This window comes from Rahnella inusitata (assembly GCF_003263515.1).
GTDB classification, from domain to species: Bacteria; Pseudomonadota; Gammaproteobacteria; order Enterobacterales; family Enterobacteriaceae; genus Rahnella; species Rahnella inusitata.
The window spans coordinates 19,632-37,229 of sequence record NZ_JYDE01000005.1; the positions used below are offsets into that span (position 1 = coordinate 19,632).

General features: G+C 58.8%; 14 protein-coding genes and 1 pseudogene. All 15 read right to left on the reverse strand.

Features of this window, described 5'->3' with window-relative positions; genetic code table 11:
- Window positions 1-50 precede the first annotated feature (50 nt).
- The 15 genes and pseudogenes from TU92_RS03230 to TU92_RS03300 all read right to left on the reverse strand — a co-directional run bounded on the left by TU92_RS03230 (window position 51) and on the right by TU92_RS03300 (window position 17,536).
- Window positions 51-1,834, reverse strand: a pseudogene (locus tag TU92_RS03230) (ABC transporter permease subunit).
- Window positions 1,834-3,342: an ABC transporter substrate-binding protein gene (locus TU92_RS03235; protein ID WP_112164530.1), complete on the reverse strand. Its 1,509-nt coding sequence runs from the start codon at window positions 3,340-3,342 to the stop codon at window positions 1,834-1,836. Before TU92_RS03235 ends, TU92_RS03230 begins: the two are co-directional and overlap by 1 nt.
- Window positions 3,343-3,355: 13 nt before the next feature.
- Complete coding sequence (locus tag TU92_RS03240) at window positions 3,356-4,594, reverse strand: MFS transporter (protein WP_112164531.1); 1,239 nt, start codon at window positions 4,592-4,594, stop codon at window positions 3,356-3,358.
- Between the two features lie 4 nt (window positions 4,595-4,598).
- Window positions 4,599-5,420, reverse strand: coding sequence for an ABC transporter ATP-binding protein (locus TU92_RS03245; protein WP_112164532.1), 822 nt, complete (start codon window positions 5,418-5,420; stop codon window positions 4,599-4,601).
- Window positions 5,420-6,223, reverse strand: coding sequence for an ATP-binding cassette domain-containing protein (locus TU92_RS03250; RefSeq protein ID WP_208640461.1), 804 nt, complete (start codon window positions 6,221-6,223; stop codon window positions 5,420-5,422). The genes TU92_RS03245 and TU92_RS03250 overlap by 1 nt, the downstream gene beginning before the upstream one ends.
- A gap of 203 nt (window positions 6,224-6,426) precedes the next feature.
- Complete coding sequence (locus tag TU92_RS03255) at window positions 6,427-6,813, reverse strand: methionine-R-sulfoxide reductase (protein ID WP_112164533.1); 387 nt, start codon at window positions 6,811-6,813, stop codon at window positions 6,427-6,429.
- Window positions 6,814-6,908: 95 nt separating this feature from the next.
- Complete coding sequence (locus TU92_RS03260; RefSeq protein WP_120078254.1) at window positions 6,909-8,279, reverse strand: efflux transporter outer membrane subunit; 1,371 nt, start codon at window positions 8,277-8,279, stop codon at window positions 6,909-6,911.
- Between the two features lie 6 nt (window positions 8,280-8,285).
- Window positions 8,286-11,396, reverse strand: a complete 3,111-nt coding sequence (locus TU92_RS03265) for an efflux RND transporter permease subunit (protein WP_112164535.1) — start codon at window positions 11,394-11,396, stop codon at window positions 8,286-8,288.
- Window positions 11,396-12,556, reverse strand: a complete 1,161-nt coding sequence (locus TU92_RS03270; RefSeq protein ID WP_112164536.1) for an efflux RND transporter periplasmic adaptor subunit — start codon at window positions 12,554-12,556, stop codon at window positions 11,396-11,398. Before TU92_RS03270 ends, TU92_RS03265 begins: the two co-directional genes overlap by 1 nt.
- Before the next feature lie 125 nt (window positions 12,557-12,681).
- Window positions 12,682-13,104: a PadR family transcriptional regulator gene (locus TU92_RS03275; RefSeq protein ID WP_248291962.1), complete on the reverse strand. Its 423-nt coding sequence runs from the start codon at window positions 13,102-13,104 to the stop codon at window positions 12,682-12,684.
- A 343-nt stretch (window positions 13,105-13,447) separates the two neighbouring features.
- Window positions 13,448-14,038: a PqiC family protein gene (locus TU92_RS03280; protein WP_112164537.1), complete on the reverse strand. Its 591-nt coding sequence runs from the start codon at window positions 14,036-14,038 to the stop codon at window positions 13,448-13,450.
- Complete coding sequence (locus TU92_RS03285) at window positions 14,035-15,630, reverse strand: PqiB family protein (RefSeq protein ID WP_112164538.1); 1,596 nt, start codon at window positions 15,628-15,630, stop codon at window positions 14,035-14,037. Before TU92_RS03285 ends, TU92_RS03280 begins: the two co-directional genes overlap by 4 nt.
- Entirely contained in the window at window positions 15,623-16,246 is a 624-nt protein-coding gene (locus TU92_RS03290) for a paraquat-inducible protein A (RefSeq protein WP_112164539.1), read from the reverse strand. Before TU92_RS03290 ends, TU92_RS03285 begins: the two co-directional genes overlap by 8 nt.
- On the reverse strand, window positions 16,243-16,860 hold the full coding sequence (locus TU92_RS03295; protein WP_112164540.1) for a paraquat-inducible protein A: 618 nt from the start codon (window positions 16,858-16,860) through the stop codon (window positions 16,243-16,245). Before TU92_RS03295 ends, TU92_RS03290 begins: the two co-directional genes overlap by 4 nt.
- A gap of 13 nt (window positions 16,861-16,873) precedes the next feature.
- Window positions 16,874-17,536: a DUF3313 domain-containing protein gene (locus TU92_RS03300; RefSeq protein WP_112164541.1), complete on the reverse strand. Its 663-nt coding sequence runs from the start codon at window positions 17,534-17,536 to the stop codon at window positions 16,874-16,876.
- Between the last annotated feature and the right edge of the window lie 62 nt (window positions 17,537-17,598).

Sequence of the window (17,598 nt, forward strand, 5' to 3'; positions counted from 1 at the left end):
TTAAAAATCGAGCCGACAGCTTAGCGCGATTTAGCGATTCAGATAACGGTTCAGTGTGCGGTGTCCGATTTTTTCCACCTCAGACTGCTGAGCGTAACCGCCATAATCGATAACACGCTCAGCGCAGCAGCAGGCGCGAAGACGCTCCACCCGGCGCGTTCCATATACGGCATCCCTTCAGCCAGAACACGTCCCCACTCCGGCACCGGTGGTGGGCGCCCAATCCCAGAAAGCCGAGAGATGCCAGCGCCAGCGCGATGCCCGGCAGACGTAACATGGCGTGGCGCAATAAGGAGCCGGAGAGGGCAGGCAGTACATAAAATACCGTGCGGCGTAAAGTCCCTGTGCCCACCAACGGCAGCATTTTCATGTAAGGACGCGCCTGAATTTCTGCCACCAGCGCGGCGGTATGCGCGGCGAGCGGGGCCCAGCTGACGGCCGTAACGGCGATGATCGCGCCGGTCGCGGTCGGGCCATTGACCGCAGCGATCACTAATCCGGCGATCACCGGCGGCAGCGCGTTGGTCACTTCGATGGGGCCGGTCATCGCCCGTGGGAAAGCACCGACCGCCATGCCAATGACCAGACACATTAGCGACACGGCCAGCGCCTGTAAGCAGGTATTGAGCGTCCCGTGTGCGACGCGGGCGAGAAGGTCACGCCCCATCGCATCCGCCCCGAAAGGCAACCCCAGCGACGGCGGCTGCAAACGCAGATAGCCGGACGTCAGCGGATCGCGTGGTAAACCGGCAATCACCATCGCCATCAGAAAGGCCAGACACAGCAGTGGGATCCACGCCCGTTGTTTGTGCGCTGGCGCGGCCTGCGCCGGAACCGGCATAGCGCCGAGCAACAGCGCACGCCCAAGCAACAGCCGTCGTGCGCCGCCTGCCAGTATGCCGATGACGGACGCCAGCAGTAGCAGGATCATCACGCCGGTCTGCAACGCCGGTAAGTCACCGGCCGCCGCTGCGCCGAGCGTAGCGCGACCAAGACCGGGGATGGCGAACACTTTTTCCACCGCGACAGCACCACCGGTCAGCGCCACCAGCACCAGACCGGTTAACGGCATCACGCCCGGCAGTGCGCGCATGATGACCGCCAGCGCCGTGTGGCGACGTTTGATGCCGAGCACGCTCCACGTCGTCAGCCAGCTTTCGTTAAACGTGCCGGTCAGCGCATCGGAATAAAGACGGCCAAGGTAACCGCCCGCAGGCAAACCCAGCGCCAGCGAGGGCAGCACGGCGTAATGCCAGCCCATCCACCCGTAGGGCGGAAAAAGCGACAGCCAGACCGCACCGACGATCAGCAACAGCGAAGACAGTAAAAACTCTGGCAGCGCAGTCAGCAGCGCCGCCAGAAAACCCGCCGGACGCGGCGTACCGCCCTGCAATCCACGTTTAAGCGTTCCCGCACATAGCAGCAATGCAATGATCATCGCCACCAGTGCAGACGTAGCCATCAGCGTCAGCGAAACACCGGTTGCCCGCAGCATGCCTGGCAACACCGGCAGTCCCGACACCCACGATATCCCGGCATCACCGCGTAACAGACCGCCGAGCCAGTGCAGCAGCGCGTGCCACGGCCCCTGATCCAGCCCGAGCGAGAGACGGATCGCGTTCAGCGTCTCCGCCGTGGCTTCCTGATCGCCGGAGCGGGCACGAAGCAGGGACAGTGCCGGATCGGTGCCTGAAAGCCATGGCAGCAGGCCGATCAGCACCACAATCGCGGCCAGCGTCAGCAGGCGGGAGATCAGTGGCAACAGCGTCGTCGGCTGGCTCTGGCGAAAACGGCTGACGCCCGCGCAGGTGCGGCAATACAGCGACTCGCTCATCAGTCGGTCTCTTCCACGCGCTGTGTTGCGGCGTTGATCAGCGTGCGTTCACGCGGGTCACGCACGGCATCGCGCACATTGGCGGCTTCGCCCTGAATGACGCGCTCGTGCAGCATCGGGATGGCGGCATCGGTGGCGAGGATCAGGTTTTCAGCCTGCATAATGGCCTTGCGGCGTTCAATGCCCGCCGGGATGACCGACGCACGTTGCAGCGCCTGATCGATTTCCGGGCGGCAAAGCTGGGCAATGTTAAACGAGCCTTTACAGGCAAAATCGCTGTACAGATACGCCACCGGATCGCCGGAATCGAGCACCGTGGCGCGGGAAAGAATAAAGGCATCGAATTTACCCGCCAGCGCATCGGCCTCAATTTGTGAGTATTCGCGCACTACCTGTTTGACGTTAAAACCGGCGGCGGTCAGCTGCTGCGCCAGATACACCGCCACTTCCGGCAGTTCGGCACGATCGCTGAAGGTCGCCAGCGTGATGGTTTCACCCGCCGGTTTGCGCGCGGTAACTGGCGCGCTCACCGGCTGTCGCAGCGGTGCCGCCCAGGGTAACGCCGGGCCGAGCAGACCCTGCGCCACGTCGGCGCGTTTTTCGTAGACGTTATCCACCAGCTGCTGACGGTTTATTGCGTCACGCACGGCGGCACGCAGCGCCGGTTCCTGCATCACGCCAAGCTTTGTATTCAGATACAGGGTGTTGGTGCGGGGCATCGGCACTTCATGAATTAAGCGTTGATCGAGCAATGGCGCCTGCGAAACCGGAATAGCTTCAACGATATCTGCCGTGCCGGTGCGCAGGGCCGCGCCACGGGCGGTACCGTCCGGCACAAAACTGACGTCAATGCCGCTGGCTTTGGCTCTTTCACCCCAGTAGCCATCGAAACGTTCGAGGCGTGCGCTGCTGGTGCCGTTAACCTGCACCAGTTCGAACGGGCCGGAGCCGGTGTGACGCGGATCTACCACGCCGCTGGCGCTGTAGGCTTTTTGCGATAACACCGCCAGTTGCGGGCTGGATAAACGCTGCGGCAGCAGCGGATCCGGCTGCGCCGTGGTGACGACAACCGCCCGTTCGCCGTCGGCAGCGGCGGTCAGCTGCACGCCATCCAGAATGCGGGGTTTGGGTGCCGCGTGCGCTGCAACGGTCAGCGCGTTCACCACGGTGGCCGCATCCAGCGCGGTGCCGTCGTGGAATTTGACGTCAGGGCGCAGCTCGAAGCGCCAGCTGTTTTCACCGGTTTGCTGCCATTTTGTTGCCAGCGCTGGCTGGGCTTCACCGAGTTTATCGAGAACGACCAGCGTTTCTGCCGTACTCCAGCGCGACAGTTTGAACGCGTCATCGCTGAGCGGCGTCAGACCGGATCGCGGCGGTTGTAACATCGCCAGACGCAGGCGCGCATCCCCGCTGTTTTCGGGGATTTTATCGGCCTCGTTGAAGCAACCGGTCAGTAAAAGTGCAGCAGAAAGCAGCCCGGCCAGCGGGCTTATACGTAACGGTGACATCAGAAATTCCTTGTCAGATTGCGGGAGGAGGCAGCTGGCGGCAGATTCGCCACATCGCCAGCGCGCTTAAAAAAGGAACGGCGGCCAGCGCCAGCCACGGGATCACCGCGCCGGGCGAAGGCGTCAGGGCGGTATCGAGCAGCCCGCCAAGCATGAAATTGCCCGCCAGCACCGCGATGCCGCCCATAGAGGAGAGTGCACCATAATGTGCGCCCAGATTATGTTGCCCGGCAAAACGCGGAATGAGATCCATCCCCACCGGCACAATCAGCATCTGGCCGACGGTCAGCAGCGTGATCAGCAGTACCGACGGCAGCAGGCGCAGCCAGCCATCCGGCGGCACCGTCCACGCAAACAGCGCGACTGCGGCGAAGGCTGAAGAGAGCAGCATAAAACCGGCGGGCAGGATGATCCGCGCGCCAATCCGGCGGGAGAAACGCGCCAGTGGCATTTGCAGTACGATCACCAGAATCGACGCCAGCACAAACAGCGGTCCGAGATCCTGCTCACCGCCGCCGGAACGTCGCAGCTCCACCGGTAACGCCAGATACAGCTGGTTGTAGCTAAACAGATAAGCACTGTAGGCCACGATAAACGCCACGAAGCGCGGCTGACGGAAAGTCTGCCACCACGGGACAATTTTCAGTTCAGCAGCACGTTTCGGCGCTGCGGGCAGGGTGAAGAACAAGACCACCAGCGCCAGCAGGAACAGGCCCGAACCGGCCAGCGCCACCGGCTGAAAACCGTAACCGGACAGCAGCGATCCGAGCAGTGGCCCGAGCACTGCGCCCAGTTCCGCACACACGGCTGACAGCGCGAACCATTCGGCGCGGCTGCGTTTCCCGGCTTTCTCACTGTGCGTCCCTGCCTGCGCCAGCAGCGCTTCGATAGAGGGCGAGAACAGCGCACCGCCGATACCGGTCAGACAGGCACCGATAATCACCGGCGTCAGCGTATCGGAAAGCCCGAGCAGCAGATAACCGGCAATACGCACCATGCAGCCGCAAAGAATAACCACTCGTGCGCCGAAGCGGTCGGACAGCGCGCCGCCGAGTAAAAACATCCCCTGCTGTGAAAAAGTTCGCAGGCCAAGCACCAGCCCGATAGCCCAGCCGGAGAGCAGCATGTCGTCGCGCAGGAAGATGGCGAGAAACGGCACGACGGCGTAAAAGCCAATGTTGAACACCAGATTACTGCCGAGCAGTAACGGCGGCCAGGGCGCGCCAGTGCGCGAAAGAGTGCGGGTAAACATCCGGTTATCCGTTAACGGTCAAAGGTAAATGGGGGATCGCCTGCAACAGCTGGCGGGTATGCGGGTGGTGCGGTAAACGCAGAATATCTTGTGTTGCGCGGTCTTCGATTATCTGGCCAGCGTGCATGACCAGCAGCCGCTCGCACAGCCCGGCGGCCATCGAAATATCGTGCGTCACCATCAGCAGCCCCATGCCGTTTTGTTGCGTCACCTGCTGCAAGAGCTGCCTGATTTGCGCGCGCAGCGGCAGATCAAGCCCGCTGACCGGTTCATCGGCAATCAGAAATTCAGGGGAAATCGCCAGCGCACGGGCGATCGCTACGCGTTGCGCCTGGCCGCCGGACAATGCGCCCGCTTTGCGTTGCAGCAGCGTTTCATTCAGCCCGACCTGCGCCAGCACTTCCCGCACGCGCGACCAGATTTCGCCGTTATAGCCAAGGTGTTTCAGCGGCCCGGCCACAATCTGCCCGACAGTATGCCCAGGCGGCAGCGAACTGGCCGGATCCTGCGGAATATATTGCACGCGGCGGCGGTACTCGCGCAGTGAACGCGCGGAGCCGGGGCGGAGTTGTACGCCGTCGCAGAACACCTCGCCGCTGTCAGGCGCATTCATCGCCAGCAAAATTTTGAGCAGTGACGATTTTCCGCAGCCGGAGGTACCCACCAGCCCGATGCGTTCATGGCGACCAATACTGAGCGACAAATGTGAGAACAACACATTACGCTCCACGGGTGCCCGCCAGAAAGCGCGCGGCAGTGACAGATGGCGGCTGACGTTGTGAAGATGCAGAAAAGGTTCGGTCACCAGATGCAGGGAAGGGGACATCAGACAGCCACTCCGCAAAGAGATGCAATTTGCGAAGGCAGTGCGGCCTGTTTTGCCGCCTGAACCAGACGCTGAGTGTAAGGGTGCTGCGGTTGAGACAGTAACTGCGCCATGCTGGCGGATTCGACCAGCCGGCCATTTTCCATTACCAGCGCATGCTGGCAAAGCTGCGCAGCCACCGTGATGTCATGGGTGATAAACAGCAGAGCCCGTGCTTCACTGGCCTTGCGCATCACATCGACGACGCTTTGCTGGGTCAGTACATCAAGCGCGGTGGTCGGCTCATCGGCGACCAAAAGGGAAGAGGAAGACTGCATTGCCAGCGCGATACACAACCGCTGGCGCTGGCCGCCGGAAAGCTCCGCCGGATAGCGGGCCGCAAAGCGCGGAATATCGCCGAGCCCGACGGCCTCCAGCATGGCAGTGATTTCACCGTCGCAGGCAGCAGGCAGGGCGAGACGTAATTGTTTACCGAGCGTCATCAGCGGATTCAGTGCGGTGGAAGAGTCCTGAAACACCGTCGCCACGCGACCCGCCTGAGGCCGCACTACCGGATGTTTTCCGCAGACTTCCACACCGTTGACACGGATGCTGCCGCTGATACGCACACCCGGTGGCGGTGTACCGGTGATGGTTTTGGCGGTCAGGGATTTGCCGCACCCGGACGCGCCGAGCAGACAAACGCGCTCGCCCGCGTGGATGCGAAAGTTGACGTCCGAGATGCGTTTTTCACCGGCGATCCATAACGTCAGCCTCTCTACCGCCAGAACCGGTTCGCACTTTTTCGCCTTTTCTGCTGTCATTCCCTTCAACCCGCTCATCGTCATCGACCACTTGATATGTGATAACATAACAAAATGTGTCAATTTGATGCAAAAGGTTTTGCGATTTTTTATTCTCGCCGGGAATTCACACGGCAATAACAGGGTCTTTATTTAATCCTTATTTCGGCAGGATTGTATAAGACAAAAAATGTTTGAAAACCGCTCTTAGTCAGAATCAGCGCTTATTCTGCTTTGTGATAATTGCCTTGCTCGTCGGCACTTTCAAAAATCATTGAAACGGAATTGACGCAGTGACGCAGATTCTTCTCAGTCAGATATTCACCCTCAAAGACATGCCCCAGATGCGCTTTACAGCTGGCACAAACGATTTCCGTCCTGCGTCCATCGGCATCCGGTACACGTTCTACCGCACCCGGAATTTCATCGTCGAAAGCAGGCCATCCGCAATGGGACTCAAATTTGTGTTCTGACGAATAGAGCGGCGCAGAACATCTTTTGCACACATAACGGCCTGGTGAAAAATGGTCGTTATACTCGCCGGTATTCGGGCGTTCTGTCCCTTTGTTTTCGATGACAAAACGTTCAAAATCATTCAGTTCTCTGTTCATTATAATTGCTCCTGGCAGGTGACATTGCAGCGACAGTGTATCTCTATATTGTGGCTATAGAGTATAGCTGCAAGTGCCTTCCTGCCTGTGACGTGTTACTTCACCCCACCCCCCAGCGACTGCCACAGCGTAATCCGGTTTTCGAAATCGGTCTGTTGCAGGGCGATCAAATCCTGCTGCGCCGACCATAATGAACGCTGGTTGGTAAGCACCGTCAGGTAATCACCGGCACCGGCTTCATAGCTGCGGCGTGAAATATCGTAGCTGCTTTGTGCGGCTGCGACGTATTGCTGCTGCGCATCCCTTTGTTCATCCAGCGTCGCGCGGCGGGCGAGGGCGTTGGAGACGTCTTTGAAGGCGCTTTGAATGGCTTTTTCATAGGCGGCGATCAGCCCCTTTTTCTCCGCTTCGGCATAGCGTAACTGCGCGGTGTTGCTGCCGCCGGTGAACAGCGGCAGGGAAAGGCTCGGGGCGAAGGACCACACGTTGGTGCCATGGCTGAACAGGTTCGAGAGCGAGCTGCTGCCGACGCCTGCGCTGGCGGTCAGCGACAGCGACGGGAAGAAGTTCGCCCGCGCCGCGCCGATATCCGCATTGGCGCTTTTCAGATTGTGCTCAGCTTCCTGCACGTCCGGGCGGCGCAATAACACGGAGGACGACACACCCGCAGGCACCAGCGCGATGGCCTGCGGTGACAGCGATTCGAGCGTATCCGGCAGCAGGTTTTGCGGCACGGTGTCGCCCACCAGCAGGTTCAGCGCATTGATGTCCTGCGCGACCAGCGTCTGATAGCTGGCGACGCTGGCACGCGCCTGCTGATAAATCGCCATCGAGGAGCTGACGTCCGGCCCGGAAGCCACTCCCTCTTTCTGTCGCAGCTGTGTGATGCGTAACGAATCAGCGGCGCTGGTCATGGTGTCCTGCGCGAGTTTCAGGTTGCCGTTGTCTGCCGCCAGCGTGATCCACGCGGTGCTGGTTTCGGCAATCAGCGTCAGGCGGGTATTGCGGGCGGTGGATTCGCTCGCCAGCCAGGTCTCTTTCGCTGCCTGACTCAGACTGCGGTTACGGCCAAATAAATCGATTTCAAAGCTGCTCACCGCGCCATCTGCCGTGGCGCTGCTGCTGACGCCTGCATCCTGCGTCCGGCTGCGGGTTTGTGACAGTTCGGCATCTGCGGAGGGGAACAGGCTGGCGCGCTGCTCGCCGTACAGAGCGCGGGCGGACTCGATATCAGCAATGGCTTCCTGCAAATCCCGGTTGCTGGTCAGCGCCCGTTCGACCACGTTGTTCAGGCGCGCGTCAGTCATGATGTGCTGCCAGTCGGTCAGCACGTTACTGGCGGCGGGCTGGGTTCCCTGCGCCGCCCATACGGACGGCACCGGCGCGGCAGGGCGCTGATAATCCGGATCCAGCGAAATACAGCCTGCCAGCAACAGGGACAACGAAATAATACTCAGACGAAAAATCATGTCTTACTCCTGCGCGTCTTGGTGGCGGGTGAACACTTTTTTTACCAGCACGAAGAACAGCGGAACAAAGAAAATGGCCAGCAGGGTGGCAGTAAGCGTGCCCCCGATGATGCCGGTTCCGATCGCAATGCGGCTGTTGGCGCCTGCGCCGGTGGCAATCGCCAGCGGCATCACCCCGGCGATAAACGCCAGCGAGGTCATCAGAATCGGTCTTAAACGTGTGCGGGCGGCGGAGACAGCGGCGGCGGTCAACGTGCTGCCCTGTTTAAGCGCGGCTTCGGCGAACTCGACGATCAGAATGGCGTTTTTCGACGAAAGTCCGATGGTCGTCAGCAGCGCCACCTGGAAGTACACGTCGTTATTCAGGCCGCGGAACGACGCTGCCAGTGAAGCACCGAGCAGGCCGAGCGGAATAACCAGAATGACTGAAAACGGCACCGACCAGCTTTCGTACAGCGCGGCTAAGCACAGGAACACCACCAGAATCGAGATGGCATACAGGCTCAGCGCCTGGCCGCTGGCGAGCTTTTCCTGCAACGATAATCCGCTCCACGCCCACGTCGAACCTGCGGGCAGCTGATCCGCCAGTGCTTCCATTTTTGCCATGGCGGCACCTGAACTGAAGCCGTCGGTGTTTTCGCCCTGAATCTCAAACGAGGTGGAACCGTTGTAGCGCGAAAGGCTTTCGGGGCCGTAGCTCCAGCGGGTGGTCGCGAAAGCGGAGAACGGCGTCATGCTGGTGCCATCACTGCTGCGCACAAACCATTTATTCAGGTCTGTCGGTTTAGAACGGAACTCATTGTCGCCCTGAATGTAGACTTCTTTGACGCGTCCACGATCGATGAAATCGTTGACGTAGGTCCCGCCCCACGCGCTGCTCAGGGTGGCGGTGACGTCACTGAGCGACAACCCGAGCGCAACGGCCTTGTTGTTGTCGATATCGACCTGTAGCTGGGGCATTTGCGGTAAGTCGTTGGCGCGCACCGACTGGAGTTCGGGGCTTTTGCCCGCCAGCGCCAGCAGTTCGGTGCGCAGTTTCATCAGTTCATCACGGCTGGTGCCGCCGGCAGACATCAGTTCGAAGGTGAAACCATTGCTCTGGCCGAGGCCGTCAACCGCCGGTGGCGTCATGGCGATGACTTTTGCATCACGGATAACCGATAAATCCCGCATCGCGCGTCCGGCGATGGACTGCGCGGTGTTGGCGCTCCCCGGACGGTCGTCCCAGTTTTTCAGCGAGACGAACGCCATCCCGGCGTTCTGACCGCTGCCGCTGAAGTTAAAACCGGTGATGGTGAAGATAACGTTGGTGTTGTCTTTCTCTTTATCGAGAAACCACTGCGTCACGCGGTCGTTCACCGCTTCGGTCCGGTTGGAGGTTGCGCCTGCGGGCAGGGTGTATTGCACCATGATTTCGCCCTGATCTTCGGTTGGCAGAAAACTGCCTGGCAGGCTGTACATTACGAACGCCATCACCGCTGACATGGCGCCGTACAGCAGCACCATCGCCACCGGGCGGCGCAGGCCATGCATCACGCCATTCTCATAGCGGTTTTCAGTGCGGGAGTAGAGACGGTTGAAGCCGCCGAAAAAGCCGGTTTTGGCCTGCGGTTTATGGCGCAGGAACGCGCCGCACAGTGCCGGAGTTAACGTCAGCGCTACCACAACTGAGAGGATCATTGCGGAGATAATGGTGACAGAGAACTGGCGGTAGATAACGCCGGTCGAGCCGCCAAAGAAAGCCATCGGCAGAAATACGGCGGAGAGCACCAGCGCAATCGCTACCAGCGCACCGGAGATTTCACCCATCGATTTTTCAGTGGCTTCGCGGGCGGAAAGCCCTTCCTCATGCATTATTCGCTCGACGTTTTCCACCACCACAATGGCGTCATCCACCAGCAGCCCGATGGCAAGTACCATGGCGAACAGCGTCAGGGTGTTGATCGAATAGCCAAACAGCGCGAGCACCCCAAAGGTGCCGAGCAGAACGACGGGTACCGCCAGTGCCGGGATCAGCGTGGCACGAATATTCTGCATAAACAGATACATCACCACGATCACCAGCACGATGGCTTCGACCAGCGTTTTGACCACGTCCTGAACGGAGATTTTGATGAAGTCAGTGCTGTCTTTCGGATACGCCACGTCATAGCCTTTCGGCATGCTGCGTTGATATTCCGCAATGGTATTTTTGACCAGTGTGGCCGTATCGAGGGCATTGGCACCGGGTGCCAGCATCACGGCGACACCTGCTGCCGGATGGCCGTTCAGCTGAGATGACGCGGTGTAATCTTCGCTGCCCATTTCGACGCGGGCGATATCGCTGATGCGCACAACCGCGCCGCCGGTGTTGCCCTTGACGATGATATTGCGAAACTGTTCCGGAGTTTGCAGCCGTGACTGCGCACGCACGGTCGCGGTCAGTTGCTGAGTGTTTGAAGAAGGCAAACCGCCGATTTTACCGGCTGAAATCTGCACGTTCTGCGCTTCAATCGCGCTTTGCACGTCGGACGGCATCAGATCATAGGCCGCCAGTTTGGTCGGATCCATCCAGATGCGCATGGCGTATTCCGCGCCGAACACTTGCAGACTGCCGACGCCGCTGACGCGCGCCAGTGGATCCTGCATGTTACTCACCAGCCAGTCGGCGATGTCAGAACTGGTGGCTTTGTCGGTTTTGTCGTACACCGCCATGATCAGCAGGAAGCTGGATTGCGATTTGGTGACGGTCACGCCGGCTTCCTGCACTTCCGTCGGCAGGCGCGATTCGGCCTGCTGCACCTTGTTCTGCACCTGAACCTGTGCGGTATCGGCGTTAGTGCCTTGCTGGAAAGTGACGGTGATATCCACCGAGCCGTCCGAGCTGCTGCTGGAGCTAAAATACAACAGGTTATCAAGGCCGGTTAGCTGCTGCTCGATGACCTGCGTGACGCTGTTTTCGAGGGTTTCGGCAGAAGCACCGGTATAGGTGGCTTTGATTTTAACCGACGGCGGCGCGACGTCCGGATACTGCGCCACCGGCAGCGTGCGGATCGCCATTATCCCGGCCATCATGATCAGAATAGAAATCACCCACGCGAACACCGGGCGCCGTACAAAGAAGCGTGAAAACATCAGGCTGCTCCTTCAAAGCTTTGGGTGGTGTTGTCATGGACGACGGCGGGCTGCACTTCTACCGGTTTGACGGTGTCACCGGCGGCCACTTTATCGTTGCCTTCTACCAGTACGCGATCTCCGGCCTGCAGGCCTTTTGTAATCACCCAAAAAGTGCCGGTCGCTTCACCGGTTTCCACATGGCGTTGTTCAACTTTGTTTTCCGCCGTGACGACCAGCGCGGTGGCTTCACCTTTGGCGTCGCGGGTAATGCCCTGCTGCGGCGCCAGAATCGCATTTTCGACCACGCCTTCATCGACCGCGGCACGAATAAACATGCCCGGTAATAACAGGTGTTTCGGATTCGGGAACACGGCACGCAGGGTGACAGAACCTGTGGCTTCATCGACGGCCACTTCGGTCAGCTCCAGACGCCCTTTTTCGGCGTATATCGTGCCGTCTTCCAGCGTCAGCGTGACGCCGAGCGTATCGCTGTTGGTCGCCAGTGCGCGTTTGCGCAGGCTCAGTAAATCGGCGCTGGAGCGGGTAAGATCGACATACATCGAATCGAGATTGCGCACGGTGGCGAGTGCGGTGTCCTGCGACGCGGAAACCAGCGCACCCGGCGTGACAGAAGAGATGCCAATGCGTCCGTCAATGGGGGAGGTGACGCGCGTCCAGTCGAGATTGATTCTGGCGGTTTCCAGCGAGGCGGCTTTTTCATCGACGCTGGCGCGGTCTTCCGCACACGCGGATTGCGCATCATCGGCGTCCTGCTGCGACACACCTTGCTGTTTCACCAGCGTGGCATAGCGCTTCGCTTTCTGACAGTCGGAAATCACCAATGCTTTGGCGCTTTTCAGCGCGGCGGCGGCCTGATCGTAAGTGGCTTTATAAGATGAGGGATCAATCTGATACAACGCCTGACCGGCCCTGACGATATCGCCTTCGGTAAACAGACGTTTCTGAATAATCCCGCCCACCTGTGGCCGCACATCGGCGGTCAGCGTGGCGGTAGTGCGCCCGGTTAATTCGCTGACCAGATTAAACGGCTGCGCTTTAAGCGTGACAATGCCCACTTCGGTGGGGGCAGGGGCTTGCTGAGCCGTCGGCGAAGTATCGCAACCGCTCAGCCCGAGAATAACGAACAGGCAGGTGAGTTTTATGGGTCTTATTGGCATGATGGTTTTCCGTCAGTCTGAAACAGGCATAAAAATCCCGGTGACCGCATTATAAATATAATGCGGAAATATAAAGGGCAGATTGCGTAAGGCTTGTATTAATAAGAGTAAAGAGTGGGGTCGTATTATAATTTATTTATTTTATCGGTAGCTTCATTAATAATATTTATGATTTTCGCCAGTTTTTCGTCAGACGGATTTTCATTATATTTCTTTGTCCGCAGCGTTATTTTTAAATTCTCGATGGCATAAATAACATCAGATCGCGGCGGAGGATTATTTTTCATCACGCGGGTTTTTATTTTCTCCTCCACGACGCGAATTTCTTTTCTTCTGGCGGCCAGATACTCAGATCCGGCAGGCGTCATAGAAAACTGTTTCTTGCCGCCGTCGATTTCCGCCACGCTGGCGTAGCCTTCTTCGACAATCAGCGACAAGATTGGGTAGATCACGCCGGGGCTGGGGATGTAGGCACCCATTGAATAACCTTCGATGGTTTTAATGATTTCATAGCCGTGCGCCGGATTTATCTGGATCAGATGTAACACAAACAACGTCAGTTCCTGACGCGTGAACAGTTTGCTTTTGCGGCGTGCTGCCGGTTCTGACGTCTTCATCATGTTCCCTTTTCCGTTCATCAGCGACGGCCTCAAGATATATCTTGTGAACGTTGAGGGTCAAGCCTGCGACGGGTCGTAATCGTTGCGTAAGGATAGCGTTAATTGATTGTTTTTAAACAACTAAGTTTCCATTCTTGCAGAGTGAGTTATTAAAGCCTGACAAAACTTAACATTCTTCTTCCGTTGCTATCTGACTGAATCTAAATAAAAAATAAGTTGATCACGCAGGTGACGATTTCATTATGTAAGCGTTGCGAAAAAGCGCAGTTTGTCAGCCGCACTGACGTGTTTTGATGCTGTTTGCAATGTCTGTGGCCACGTCGCGCATCAGCGCCTGCTGAGTGGCGACCAGCCCGGAATACCCTCCCTGCGACGTTTTTTGATGCTGCGTCCGGCAGGTGAGTAACTGTTCTTCTGCCGAACCCGCATCGAAACTCAGCCGCCAGGTGACGGCAATGCTGGCGCGATTGCCCGGCCAGGCATCGAACTGTTGAACCGCCACGCTGATGCCCACCACCGGTTTGTCCTGCGGCGGCGTGAGTCCGCTGACCTCGACGGTGTTGAGTGAGCGTTCAAGCTGGCCGGTGAGCGCGCTGCGCATTTCCTCCGGAAGCGGCGAGGCCCACAGGGCGTTATCCGAGATAAAAAGTTCGCCGTCGCCTTTGCGCATGACCAGCTCAGGTTGATTCAGTTGTTCCGGCAACGTCACCGGATGCATGCGTATCGCAAACGGCGCAGCGACGACGGCGGGCGGCGCACGGTCGCCATCCACCAGCGTGTAATAGTGCGGCGGCGTGGAAGATGCACAACCGCTTAACATCAGCAGGGCACAGGCAATGTTGAGGGCAGCGGTCAGCTTCATGGTTTTTCCTTCGGGTCATTCAGTCTGCCGGTCAGCAGCGCCTGCGGCTGATGCGTCAGTAAACCGGTAAGCGTGCGCAGGGAATAGAGCGTGCGCTGAAATTCGGCCAGCGTTTGTAAGAGCGGCGAGTCGGCCACCAGCAGCCTCTGCGCGCCGTTCATCGTCTGATCCAGCTGGCGCAGGGTTTGGATGGTTTGCGGCAAAACCTGCCCGTTGACCTGAATTAGCGTCTGATTGAGATTCCCCAGCGTGGCGTTGAGATTATTGCCGATTGACTCAATGGGCATTTTCGACACTTTGCCAATCAGCGTCGCGACCTGCTCCTGTAAGTGATCGAATCCGCCGTTCAGCGTTGGAATGCGCAGAGGCCGCGCGCTGAGATCAAAAGCTACCGGTGCGGCGTTGGGGACAAAATCGAGCGAAATGTAGAGCTGGCCGGTCAGCAGGTTGCCGGTGCGCGCCTGTGCCCGCAGTCCGTGCTGTACCAGATCGCGCAGGAAGACGGCGGCCTGTTTTTCGCCATCTTTTTCAGGCTTGGGCAATTTCTCCAGCACGCGGCCTAAGCGGTTCGGGTAGACCTCGAGAGTGACCACTGAGATAAACCGTGAGCCGGAGGGTTCAAAATCCAGATCGATAGCCGTGACTTTGCCGAGCTTCACGCTGGAGAATTCCACCGGCGCGCCGGGTTGCATTCCGCGCAACGACTGCTGAAAACGCAGCTGAAGAATTTGCGGCGTACCGTCCTGCGGTGCCATCGCCGACGGCTGGTCGTCGGCCAGCCGGAAAACGCTGTGATCGGCAGAAGAGGGTGCGTTCACTGAATCGGGAGGATTGGCGAACGCAATGCCCCCGGCAATAACCGAGGCCATGGTCTGCGTTTTTAGCTGCAAACCGTCTGAATTGAGCGACAAATCGACGCCGCTCGCATTCCAGAAACGGGTGGATGACGTGACAAACCTGTCGTAAGGCGCATCGATGAAAATATTCACACTTACACCTTTGCCGTCCGGGCGCAGCGCGTAAGACGACACGCGGCCTACCGGGATCCGCCGGTAATACACCGCCGAGCCGATATCCAGTGAGCCGAGATCGTCGGCCACCACTTCAAACTGTTTGCCTGGCATGCCGTTGATCAGCGTCGGCGGCGATTCCAGCCCGGTAAAAGTGGTGCCGGATTGCTTCGACGTGCCGGTGTCGAGGCTGATGTACGCGCCCGACAGCAGAGTGTCGATCCCTGAAATTCCGCCGATTCCGACGCGTGGACGCACCACCCAGAATCGGGTGTCGGCTTTGGCCAGATTTTCAGCATTTTTCATCAGCGAGACGGTGACCAGCACGCGCTGGCTGTCCGGGCTCAGGACGATAGACTTCACCAGTCCGACGGTGACATCTTTGTATTTCACTTCAGTTTTCCCGGCCTGTAAGCCGCTTGCCGTCTGAAAGGTGATTGAAACCTCCGGTCCGGAGGAAGCCCATAGCTGAAGCAATAGAAACAGGCCAGTTAATGCGGCAGCCGCGGGCACCAGCCAGATCAGCGAAGGGCGCAGCCGCCGCGGGATAACCTCCGGCGGCGGTGAATCATAGTCACTCATGCTTATTATTTTCCCAAAGCAAACGCGGGTCGAACTTCATTGCTGCCAGCAGGGTGAACATCACCACGGCTCCAAAAAAGACAATGCCGATGCGCGGCTCGGCGGTACTAAATCCCGGAAACTGCACCAGCGCGGCGATCAGCGCCACCACCATGACATCGAGCATCGACCAGTAACCGATATGTTCGGTCATGCGAAACAGGCGCGACCGCCGGATGCGCCCTGAGACATCACGCCGTTTTGTGGCGATCAGCAACCCGCCGAGAATGCCAAATTTGGCGCACGGCACCAGGACGCTGGCGGTGAAAATCACTATCGCGATGCCGTAAGAGCCAGACGCCCAGAATCCGGCGATGCCGCCAAGAATAGTGCTTTCGCTGCCGCGTCCGGCGAAGCTGTTGTACATCACCGGTAATAAATTGGCGGGCAGATACAGCAACAGTCCGGTCAGCAGCAGCGCCCAGGTTTGCGTCAGGCTGTCGGGCAGACGCGTGTGCAGCGGCGCATGACAACGCGGACAGGGCAACGCATGTACGCCACCGACGTGTTCACAGGCCAGCCCGCACACGTGGCAGCGCACCAGCCCCAGAGATAACGCCTGTCCGGCGGGCGTCATCCGTGCTTCCCCTTTACGGTTTTCAGCATCCACAACGGATGAAAATCCTGATGATTGATCACCGGCAATAACAGGCATAAACCGAGCAACGCCCAGGTGCCGGGACCGGTGGTGATACTCACCAGTCCGGAGAGTTTGATGGCGGCGATGAGAATGCTGAGCAATGCCACTTCCGCCATGCTCCAGGGCGCGAGCCCCGCCAGCAGCCGCATCGTGGGCGCAAACCCCGGTGCGGCTTTTCTCCGGCAGGCGTGAAACAGCACCCAACTCAGCAGCAGGATTTGCAGGCACGGGCAGACGATAATCAGCAATGCCACCGGAATGGCCAGCGGTGAGGCGTAGCTGTGCGCCAGCGCCATCGCGGTTTCGGCTAATGTCGTCGCCTGCGACTGGCCGTGGAACTGGATCTCCAGCACAGGAAACAGGTTGGCGATGATAAAAAACAGCGCCGCTGTCACCGTTAAGGCGAACCATTGTTCCAGACTCAGCCAGCTTCCCCGATACAGCACGGCCCGACAGCGCTGACACTGCGCCGCCTCGCCGGGCCGCACCGGTTTTCGGGTATAGAGGCTGTCGCAGTGTTTGCAAATGACCTGCTGCGGATAGATTTTCATCGAATAATCCTGCTTATTTCAGCTGGTCTTGCAGCTGTTCAGCGCCTTTGTCGAGGCCGGTTTCTGCTGCACTCAGCGCACCCCAGCTCGCGCCGATATTGAGCGAATTTGGATATTGCTTCGAGATATACGCCTTGAGCAGCTGGTTGGATGGTGCATCGTAAATTTCCACCGCATAACTCACCGAGCCGGTAAACGAGCCCTGTTTACCACGCACGGATTGCACGATGTTGTAAGGGCCGCCCATCAGATCAAAGCGGGAGAACGTCCCGAGCACCGGCGTGGTGGTTTCGGCACCTGTGAGGGTCAGACGAATGCGCAGAGTGCCGGGCGTGATTGCGTTGGTCAGCGGAAAGTGCTCTCCAACGCTTTTGCCGAACGCCTGCTGCATGTAGGCCGCCAGCGCCTGTTTCTGCTCAGGCGAGACGTCGTCGAACTGCGCATCCGCGCCCTGATAAATCACCACCGGATCGAGGATCGCGCGCGAATATTTATTCCAGTCCGTCGGGGCGCTGAAGCTGTAAGCGATATGGCCGGACTCATCCTGAGTATCAGGTTTCATCTGGGAAGAAGAAGTGACCCCGGTGTAGGGCACAGGCTGGGTACTCGCGCACCCTGTGAGAAAAGCTAAAGAAATCAAAGCCGCCAGAGAATAGCCGTTTGTTAACGCAGACATTCGTCATACACCTTCTGTGAATAATCGTAGCGGGACGTCGGTTTACTTTTACATCAAAACCG

Excerpts from the sequence above, each read along its gene's own strand:
- TU92_RS03255 (WP_112164533.1), bottom strand. The coding sequence starts at position 6,813 with ATGAACAGAGAACTGAATGATTTTGAACGTTTTGTCATCGAAAACAAA.
- TU92_RS03285 (WP_112164538.1), bottom strand. The coding sequence starts at position 15,630 with ATGAGTGACTATGATTCACCGCCGCCGGAGGTTATCCCGCGGCGGCTG.
- TU92_RS03240 (WP_112164531.1), bottom strand. The coding sequence starts at position 4,594 with ATGTTTACCCGCACTCTTTCGCGCACTGGCGCGCCCTGGCCGCCGTTA.
- TU92_RS03265 (WP_112164535.1), bottom strand. The coding sequence starts at position 11,396 with ATGTTTTCACGCTTCTTTGTACGGCGCCCGGTGTTCGCGTGGGTGATT.
- TU92_RS03245 (WP_112164532.1), bottom strand. The coding sequence starts at position 5,420 with ATGTCCCCTTCCCTGCATCTGGTGACCGAACCTTTTCTGCATCTTCAC.
- TU92_RS03280 (WP_112164537.1), bottom strand. The coding sequence starts at position 14,038 with ATGAAGCTGACCGCTGCCCTCAACATTGCCTGTGCCCTGCTGATGTTA.
- TU92_RS03295 (WP_112164540.1), bottom strand. The coding sequence starts at position 16,860 with ATGAAAATCTATCCGCAGCAGGTCATTTGCAAACACTGCGACAGCCTC.
- TU92_RS03235 (WP_112164530.1), bottom strand. The coding sequence starts at position 3,342 with ATGTCACCGTTACGTATAAGCCCGCTGGCCGGGCTGCTTTCTGCTGCA.
- TU92_RS03270 (WP_112164536.1), bottom strand. The coding sequence starts at position 12,556 with ATGCCAATAAGACCCATAAAACTCACCTGCCTGTTCGTTATTCTCGGG.
- TU92_RS03300 (WP_112164541.1), bottom strand. The coding sequence starts at position 17,536 with ATGTCTGCGTTAACAAACGGCTATTCTCTGGCGGCTTTGATTTCTTTA.
- TU92_RS03250 (WP_208640461.1), bottom strand. The coding sequence starts at position 6,223 with ATGACAGCAGAAAAGGCGAAAAAGTGCGAACCGGTTCTGGCGGTAGAG.
- TU92_RS03290 (WP_112164539.1), bottom strand. The coding sequence starts at position 16,246 with ATGACGCCCGCCGGACAGGCGTTATCTCTGGGGCTGGTGCGCTGCCAC.